The following is a 9,685-nucleotide window of genomic DNA, read 5'->3' on the forward strand; positions in this document are numbered from 1 at the left end:
CGGAGTGCTCATGAGCAACGAAGAGAAGCTGGTCGAGTACCTCAAACGGGTCACGGCCGAACTCCAGCAGACCAAGCAGCAGTTGCGGGAGACCGAGGAGGGGGGCCAGGAACCGGTCGCCGTCATCGGCATGGCATGCCGGTACCCCGGCGGCGTCGGCTCGCCCGAGGACCTGTGGCGGCTGCTGGACACCGGCGGCGACGCGATCACCGAGTCCCCCACCGACCGGGGCTGGGACATGGACGCGCTGTACGACCAGGACCCGGACGTGCCCGGCCGTACCTACACCCGGCACGGCGGGTTCCTGCGCGGAGCCACCGAGTTCGACCCCGGGTTCTTCGAGATCTCACCGCGCGAGGCGGTGGCGATGGACCCGCAGCAGCGGCTGCTGCTGGAGACCTCGTGGGAGGCGATGGAACGGGCCGAGGTCCGTCCCGCCGCGCTGCGCGGCGCCCGGGTCGGTGTCTTCGCGGGAACCATGGCGACGGACTACGGGCCCCGGCTGCACGAGGCGGCCGGCGGTGCGGAGGCGCACCTGCTGACAGGCGTCACGAACAGCGCCGCCTCCGGGCGGATCGCGTACACCTTCGGCTTCGAGGGGCCCGCGGTCACCGTCGACACCGCGTGCTCGTCGTCGCTGGTCGCGCTGCACCTGGCCGTTCAGTCCCTGCGCCGCGGGGAGTGCGCGATGGCGCTGGCCGGCGGCGCCACGGTCATGTCCACCCCGGGCATGCTCGTCGCGTTCAGCCGCCAGCGCGGACTCGCCCCGGACGGGCGCTGCAAGTCCTTCGCGGACGCGGCCGACGGCACCGGCCTCGCCGAGGGCGTCGGGATGCTCCTGGTGGAGCGGCTCTCGGACGCCGTGCGGCTCGGACATCCGGTGCTCGCCGTGGTGCGCGGCAGCGCGGCCAACCAGGACGGCGCGTCGAACGGGTTCACCGCGCCGAACGGACCCTCCCAGCAACGGGTGATCAGGCAGGCGCTCGACGACGCCGGCCTGTCCCCGTCGGACGTGGACGCGGTGGAGGCACACGGCACCGGCACCAGTCTCGGCGACCCCATCGAGGCGCAGGCGATCCTGGACACCTACGGTCTGGGCCGGGACCGTGAGCGTCCCGTGTGGCTCGGCTCGCTGAAGTCCAACATCGGGCACACCCAGGCCGCCGCAGGAGTCGGCGGTGTGATCAAGATGGTGCAGGCGCTGCGGCACGGCGTGCTGCCCCGGACTCTGCACGTGGACACCCCGTCGTCGCACGTGGACTGGACGGACGGGACGGTCGGCCTGCTGACCGAGCGGCGCGAGTGGCCGGTGACGGGCGCCCCGAGGCGGGCCGCCGTGTCGTCCTTCGGGATCAGCGGTACCAACGCGCACCTGATCCTGGAACAGGCACCGGAGGCCGGGGCCACCGGGTCCGGGGCCGGCGAGCCGGACGCACAGGTCTCCCTGCCGCTCGTGCCGTGGGTGCTGTCCGGCAAGACCCCCGGCGCGCTGGCCGGCCAGGCCGCGCGGCTGCTGGCCGAACTGGAGGCCCCGCAGCCCGCGGACTCGGGGGCCTGGCTGGAACCGCTCGCCGCCGGGTTCTCGCTGGCCACCGCCCGGGTGGCGTTCGAGCAGCGGGCCGCCGTGGTGGCGGGAGACCGCGACGGACTGATCGCCGGTCTGCGGGCGATCGCCGGCGGTGGCACGGACACCGCTGCGGTGCGGGGCGTCGCGCACCCCGGCCGCACTGCCTTCCTGTTCGCCGGACAGGGCACCCAGCGCCTCGGGATGGGCCGGGAACTGTACGCGGAGTTCCCCGCCTTCGCGACGGCGCTGGACGAGGTGTGCGCCGGATTCGACGGTCTGCTGGACCGGCCGCTGCGCGACGTGCTGTTCGCCGGGCCCGAGGCGGACGCCGACACGGCGGCCGCGGGAGCGGACCCGCAGAAGCTGCTGGACCGGACCGGGTGGGCGCAGCCCGCGCTGTTCGCGGTCGAGGTCGCGCTGACCCGCTTGCTCGGCTCCTGGGGGGTGCTGCCCGAAGCCGTGGCCGGCCACTCGCTCGGTGAGCTGTCGGCGGCGTTCGTCGCCGGACTGTGGACGCTGGAGGACGCCTGCCGGGTGGTGGCCGCGCGCGGCCGGCTGATGGAGGCACTGCCCGAGGCCGGTGCGATGGTGTCGATCCGGGCGACCGAGGGCGAGGTCGCGGCGGCGCTGAAGGGTGACGCGGCCGGCATCGCCTCCGTGAACGGACCGGAGTCGGTGGTCGTGTCGGGCGACGAGGACGCCGTTTCGCTGATCGCCGAGCACTTCGCGGCCCTGGGCCGGCGGACGAAGCGGCTCCGGGTGAGCCACGCGTTCCACTCGTCCCTGATGGACCCGATGCTGGCGCCGTACCGCGCGGTCCTCGCCGACGTGGCGTTCCACGAGCCGCTGCTGCCGATCGTGTCCACGGTCACCGGCGAGCCGGTGGCGGCGGAGACGGTGGGCTCGGCGGAGTACTGGGTGCGCCAGGTCCGTGAGCCGGTGCGGTTCGCCGCCACCATGAGCCGTCTCCAGGAGGACGGGGTGACCCGCTTCATCGGCATCGGCCCGGACGCCGCGATCACCACGATGGCCGAGGGATGCTTCGCGCGGCGGGACCCCGGCCCCGCCCCGGTCGCGCTGCCGGTGCTGCGGACCGACCGCCCGGAACCGGCCACCGCGCTGACCGCGCTGGCCTCGGCGCACGTGCACGGCGTGGAGGTGGACTGGCACCAGGTGTTCGCCGGGACGGGCGCCGCCACCGTGGACCTGCCGACATACGCTTTCCAGCGCGACCGGTACTGGATGGAGGCCACCGCGCCGGCGGGCGACCTGCGGGCCGCCGGACTGACCAGCGGGGAGCATCCCCTGCTCGGCGCGGTGCTGACGCTGCCCGAGTCCGGCGAGACCGTGCTGACCGGCCGTCTGTCGCTGGAGGCCCAGCCGTGGCTGGCCGACCATGCGGTGTTCGGCCAGGTGTTCGTGCCGGGCACGGTGTTCGTGGACATGGCGCTGCGCGCCGGCCGTGAGGTCGGCTGCGACCTGCTGGACGAGCTGACCGTGCACACACCGCTGGTCCTGGGCGAGCGGGACGGGACGCGGGTCCAGGTGGTGGTGGGGAAGGCCGACGGGTCGGGACACCGGGAGGTGTCCGTGCACGCGCAGCCGGACGGCGGCGAGTGGGTCCGGCACGCCGAGGGCTCGCTGAGCGGCTGGACCCGGCCGGCCGTCTTCGACGCCACCGTATGGCCCCCGGACGGGGCGGAGGAGGTCGAGCTCGGTGACGTGTACGGCGACCTCGCCGCGCGCGGTTACGACTACGGTCCGGCGTTTCAGGGCCTGACCGGAGTGTGGCGGCGCGGCGACGAGCTGTTCGCCGAGGCGGCCCTGCCGGCGGACTCCGCGGCGCAGGCCGGCGGGTTCGGCCTGCACCCCGCACTGCTGGACGCGGCGCTGCACGCCGTCTGGTACGGATCGATCCTCGACGGGATGGACGGTGCCGTCCTGCCGTTCGCCTGGGCGGGTGTCTCCCTGTCGGCGGTCGGGGCGTCCGCGCTGCGGCTGCGGATGGCACCCTCCGGCACGGACGTGGTGTCGGTCCAGCTCGCCGACACGGCCGGCGCACCGGTGGCGTCGGTCGACGGCCTGCGGTTCCGGCAGATGCCGGCGTCGGGGCCCGGCACGACCGCGGACTCGATGTTCCGGGTGGCCTGGTCGCCGGTGCCCGCCGGACCGGCAGCGCCCGTCCGCTGGGCGCTCGTGGACACGCTGGCGGACGTGTCGGCCGACCCGGGAGTGGTGTTCCTGCGCTGCCCGGCGGGACCGGACGCCGTACAGGTCACCGGCGAGGTGCTCACCGTCACGCAGGAGTGGCTCGCCGATGAGCGGTTCGCTTCCGGGACCCTCGTGCTGGTGACCCGGGGAGCGGTCGGCACCGCGCCGGGGGAGCCGGTCGGCGGTCTCGCCCAGGCGGGCGTGTGGGGTCTCGTGCGGACGGCGCAGACCGAGCATCCCCACCGGTTCGCACTGCTGGACGTGGACGCCGGACCGGTGCGCTGGGACGCGGTGGCGGCCCTGGTCGCCGAGGAGCCGCAGCTCGCCCTCCGGTCGGACCGGGTCCTGGTGCCCGGCCTGGCCCGGACCGAGGCCGGCGGTGGCACCGCGCCCCCGGCGGCGTTCGGCACAGGCACCGTGCTCGTCACCGGCGCCACCGGCACGCTCGGCGCCGTCGTGTCACGGCACCTGGTGACCGCGCACGGGGTGCGGCGGTTGGTTCTGGCCAGCCGTACGGGCGCCGGCTCCCCGAGGGGCGCGGCACTGGCGGCCGAGCTGAGGGAGATGGGGGCCGATGTCGTCCTGACCGCCTGCGACACGGCGGACCGCGTCGCGCTCTCCGAGGTGCTCGCCGCCATCCCGGCCGCAGCCCCGCTCACCGGTGTCGTGCACGTGGCCGGCGTCCTCGACGACGGGCTGATGACCGATCTGACCGAGCGGCGGCTCGACGCCGTGCTGCGGCCCAAGACGGTCGCCGCGTTGAACCTGCACCAGCTGACCCGTGATCTCGACCTGTCGGCGTTCGTGCTGTTCTCCTCGATGTCCGGGCTGATAGGGACGGCCGGTCAGGCGAACTACGCGGCCGGCAATGCCTACCTGGATGCGCTCGCGCAGCACCGGCGGGCCCAGGGGCTGCCCGGGCTGTCGCTGGCGTGGGGCATGTGGGACGAGCGCAGCACGATGACCGAGCACCTGAGCGAGGTGGACGTGGCCAGGCTGAACCGCTTCGGGGTGACCCTGTCCACGTCGGAAGAGGGCCTCGCGATGCTGGACGCCGCGCTCGGCCTCGACGAACCGCTGCTGGTTCCCGTGGCACTGGACCTGGCCTCGATACGAGCCCAGAGCGACGTCCCGCCGATGTTGCGGCGACTCGCGGGCCGGGGAGTCACACCGCGCGCCCCACGGCCGACGGCCGCCTCGGGTTCCATGGCCGACCGGCTGGCCGCACTGCCGGAGGCAGACCGGTACGAGGAGCTCCTCGACCTCGTGCGCACCCAGATGGCCGAAGTGCTCCAGTACGCGGCGGGCCGGTCGTTCGATCCCGACCGGGCCTTCTCCGACCTCGGTGTCGACTCGGTGTCCGCCTTGGAGTTCCGCAACAGGCTCACCGCCGCGACCGGCCTCCGGCTCGCCCAGACGCTGGTCTTCGACCATCCGAACGCGGCGGCCGTCACCCGTGAGCTGGTTCGCGAGCTGTCGGCCGGTGCCCCGGCACCGACGGGTTCGGTGCTGGCCGAGCTGGACCGGGTGGAGTCGGTGCTGACCATGTCCTCGGCGACCGGCTCGGACGGGGACAAGATCCTCGACCGCGTCGAGGGCCTGCTGACGAAGCTGCGCGCGTTCCGGGACTCCGACGACGCCTCCGTGGCTCGGTTCGACGTCACCGACGCGTCGGACGAGGATCTCTTCCAGTTCCTGGACGGCAGCTGAGCCGTATCCGCCGGGGCCCGGGGCCCGGGTCGCCACACCGATGGTCCGCCGGGGCGTTCACCGCCCCGGCGGACCATCGGTGTCACGGCTCCCGGCTGCCCGAGGGCCGACGGGCGGGCCCGCGGGTACGTCCGCGGGCCCGGTGCCACGACCGTCGGCCGGCGTCACCGTGCCGGGAAGCCGGAGGCCGGGAAGCCGTCAGCCGCGGGGATCGTGCTGATCCCCGCGGCTGACGGCTTCCCGGCGAGCTGCCGGACCCGTACCTACCCGAGCTTCTCCGGCGGCGGGAAGTAGCCGACGCCGGCGAAGAACTCCGTGTATGTGGCGAACAGGTCGGCGTCGATCTTCGGGCAGACGATGTCCGTGCCGGCCAGGGCGGCCTCGGTCGCGCTGACGTCCACCTCCATGTACAGGGCCTCGCCCGCGGTCATGTAGCTGCGGAAGATGTCGATCGTCGGGAAGAGCGCGTTGTCCCGGTCGTCGCGGACCGTGGCGACGAACTCGTCCCAGGTCACCTCGTCCAGGGTGTAACCGGACTCGCGCAGCCGCGTCACCATCTCGGCGAAGCTGACCGCCACGGGGTTGAAGAGGTGGAAGGTCCGGCCGTTCGCCGTACGGGACAGCTCCAGGACGGCCGCGCTGACGTAGTCCACCGGCACCATCGGGAACAGCGCGTTCGCGCCGGTCGGTACCGTCCGGGCCTGGAGACTGCCCTTCAGGCTCAGCCAGACGAAGTCACGCATCTGGCAGGCGCCGTTGGTCTGCGCGCCCGAGATGACATCGGCGCGGTAGACCGACACGGGCAGACCGCGCTCCTGGGCCAGTCCGATGACCTTCTCGGCGACGTACTTGCTCTGCCGGTAACCGTTGGTCAGCTCCTCCGGCGGCCCGGTGGGGTCCTGTGGGCTAAGCCCGCGGCCACCGGGCGCCGGCTTGGCGAAGACGCCGGTGCTCGACACGTAGTGCAGGGGAACGGTCCGGTGCAGCGCAGCGAGCCGGAGCGCCTCCTCGGTGCCGGTCACGTTGGCCGCCTTCAGTGACTGGTACGGGTGCAGCCAGTTGACCGTGGCGCCCGCGTGGTACACCACGTCGACCTCGCGGGCGAGCCGGTCGAACCGCTCGGCGCCGAGGCCGAAGCGCGGTTCGGCGAGATCGCCGGCGACGACCGTCAGGCGATCGGCGTCGATCTCGTCCCAGATGCCGTACCAGCTCAGGTTGGCGCGCAGCCGGTCGAGCGCGGCCGCCCCGTCCGCACCCCGGACCAGGCAGTGGACCGTGGCACCGGTCGAGCGCATGAGGTCCCTGAGCAGGAAGGCGCCCACGAACCCGGTCGCCCCGGTGAGGAACACCTGCTCCGGGTCGGGGACCACGGTGATGACGTCCCCGGCCGGGACCACGTCGTCCGCCAGCCGCACCTCGGCCGGGAAGTCCACGGTGGACCGCGTCGGGGTCCCGGTCCGGCTGGAGAGCTCCGAGCGGAGGTGCGCGATCAGCGCCGCCGGGCTGGTGTGGTCGAACAGCAGGGTCGGCGGCAGGCGCAGACCCGTCTCGCCCTCCAGCAGGTTGCGCAGTTCGACCGCTGTCAGCGAGTCGAAACCGAGCTCGGTGAAGACGGAGGCGGCGGAGATCTGGTCGGTGCCGCTGTGGCCGAGGATCGCTGCCACCGCGGTGCGCACCAGGTCGAGGAGGAGCTCCTCCTGGCCGGCATCGTCGAGGAGGGCGAGGCGCTCCGCGAGCAGCCCGGTGTCCTCGGCCGTCGCGGCGACCACGCGCCGGACCGGCGTCCGGACCAGACCCCGCAGTATCGGGAGGGGCGGGCCGGGCTGGCGCTCGATCAGGGCGGTGTCGAGGTGCATCGGCACGCTTGTCGGGTGGGGGGAGCCGATCGCCGCGTCGAACAGCGCGCAGCCCTCGGCCGGCGCGATCGGACGCAGGCCCGCCTGGGTCGCCCGGCTCCGGTCCACTTCGGAAAGCCGGGACGCCATGCCTCGCTCCTGCCCCCACGCGGCCCAGGCGAGCGAGTCGGCGGGCAGGCCGTTGGCCCTGCGGTGCTGTGCGAGCGCGTCGAGGAAGTGGTTGGCCGCCGAGTAGTTCGCCTGCCCCGGGGAACCGACCACCCCGGCGACGGAGGAGAAGAGGACGAAGAGGGTGAGGGGGTGGTGGCGGGTGAGGTCGTGGAGGTGCCAGGCGGCGTCGACCTTGGGACGCAGCACGGGGGTGAGGCGGTCGGGGGTGAGGGCGGTGATGATGCCGTCGTCGATGACGCCGGCGGTGTGGACGACGCCGGTGAGGGGGTGGGCGGGGGTGATGGTGTCGAGGAGGGCGGCGAGTGCGGTGCGGTCGGCGGTGTCGCAGGCGGCGATGCGGACGGTGGCGCCCAGTGCGGTGAGTTCGGCGGCCAGTTCGGTGGCGCCGGGGGCGGTGTCGCCGCGTCGGCTGGTGAGCAGGAGGTGGCGTACGCCGTAGTCGGTGACCAGGTGGCGGGCGAACAGCGCGCCCAGCGCGCCGGTTCCGCCGGTCACCAGCACGGTGCCCCCGGCCGCCACCTCCGGCCGCACCACCTCCCCCGGGCGGACTCTGGCCAGCCGGGGAGTGCTCGCCCGTCCCGCGCGGACGGCCAGCTGGTCATGGCCGGACGCGATCGCGGCGGGGAGCTGCGCCGCACTCGCCGGGTCGTCGTCGATGTCGATCAGCGTGATACGGCCGGGGTTCTCGGCCTGGGCCGATCTGACCAGACCCCATACCGGGGCCGACCCGACCTCGACGTCCTCGCCGTCGTGGGTGGCGACGGCGTTGCGCGTCACCAGCACGAGCTGCGAGGTCCCGGACGCCAGGCTCTGCTGAACGAGTTCGAGCGCCCGTACGGTGTTCCGGTGTGCCGCGTCCACGGTGCCGCCGTCGTCCGCGGCGACCTCGTCGGCCACGGCGACGAGGACGGCACCGGCGGCGTCGGCGACGCTCTCGACGCGGTGCGCGAACCCGTCCAGCGCGGTGGTGCCGAGTACGGCCCAGTGGGCGGGGGCGATGTCCTCCTCGTCGGGGAGGACGACCGGCGGCCAGGCCACGTGGAACAGTGAGTCGTCCGTCGCGCCGCCGGGCTGCCGGTCGGGGGCCGTCGGGCTCCGCCGCAGCGTGCGGACCTCGGCGACGGGTTCGCCGGTGTCGTCGGCCAGCCACAGCCGGAACGCGTCCGGGCCCTGGGGCCGGACACGGACCCGGAGAGCGCGCGAGCCGGCGGCGTACAGGTTGAAGCCGTGCCAGGACAGGGCGCTGTCGTGCCCGGCGGCGAGCAGCGGATGCAGCGCGGCGTCGAGCAGTGCCGGGTGGATCCCGAACGAGTCCGGGTCCGTGTCGTCGGGCAGCCGGACCTCGGCGAACAGCTCGTCGCCCCGCTGCCAGAGTGCCCGCAGTCCGCGGAACACCGGGCCGTAGACGTAGCCGTTCTCCGCGAGCCGGTCGTAGAAGCCGTCCGTCTCCACGGGGTCGGCGCCGGCCGGCGGCCNACCGGGCCGTAGACGTAGCCGTTCTCCGCGAGCCGGTCGTAGAAGCCGTCCGTCTCCACGGGGTCGGCGCCGGCCGGCGGCCACGCGGCCAGCGAGACCGCGGGCGCCGGTGCCGCCTCGGTGAGCAGCCCGGTGGCGTGTACGTCCCACGGCCGGGCCGGGTCGTCCCGGTCGGGCCGTGAGCCGATGGTGATCCGCCGGTAGCCGTCGTCCTCGTCGACCGGGCCCACGGTCACCTGCACCTGGATCCCGCCCCGGTCCGGAACGGTCAACGGGATGTCGACCGTCAGACCGGCGATGCAGGAGCGGCCCACCTCGTCACCGACCCGGACCGCCAGATCCGCCAGGGCCGAGGAGGGCAGCGTCGCGACCCCGTCGACGCGGTGGTCGTCGAGCCAGGGGTGGGTGTGCAGTGAGAGCCGGCCGGTGAAGACCGTGCCGTCGCTCCCGACGAGTTCCATGGCCTGCGTCAGCAGCGGATGGCCCGTCGCCGACAGGCTGAGCCCGGTGGCGCTCCGTCCGCCCGGGGAATTGCCGTCCAGCCAGTAGGGCTGGTGTTGGAAGGGGTAGGTCGGCAGGTCGACCAGACACGCTCCGGTCCCGTCGAACACCCGCCCCCAGTCGACCTCATGACCGGCCACATGCACCTGCGCCAACGCCGTCAACGCCGTCCGCACCTGCGGCTGCTCCTTGC

At 74.0% G+C, this 9,685-nt stretch carries 2 protein-coding genes and 1 pseudogene; 1 reads left to right on the forward strand and 2 read right to left on the reverse strand.

What is annotated here, in order from left to right; translation table 11 throughout:
- Positions 1–10 precede the first annotated feature (10 nt).
- On the forward strand, positions 11–5,488 hold the full coding sequence (locus HTV45_RS31795) for a type I polyketide synthase (RefSeq protein ID WP_215209366.1): 5,478 nt from the start codon (positions 11–13) through the stop codon (positions 5,486–5,488).
- 263 nt (positions 5,489–5,751) lie between these two features.
- Here HTV45_RS31795 and HTV45_RS35110 read toward each other — a convergent pair whose 3' ends face one another.
- Both HTV45_RS35110 and HTV45_RS35245 read right to left on the reverse strand, forming a co-directional pair.
- Complete coding sequence (locus tag HTV45_RS35110) at positions 5,752–8,967, reverse strand: thioester reductase domain-containing protein (protein ID WP_368860947.1); 3,216 nt, start codon at positions 8,965–8,967, stop codon at positions 5,752–5,754.
- Between the two features lie 260 nt (positions 8,968–9,227).
- Positions 9,228–9,452, reverse strand: a pseudogene (locus HTV45_RS35245) (hypothetical protein); the annotation flags it as partial.
- Positions 9,453–9,685 lie beyond the last annotated feature (233 nt).

This window comes from Streptomyces sp. CHD11 (assembly GCF_018638295.1).
Classification (GTDB): domain Bacteria; phylum Actinomycetota; class Actinomycetes; order Streptomycetales; family Streptomycetaceae; genus Streptomyces.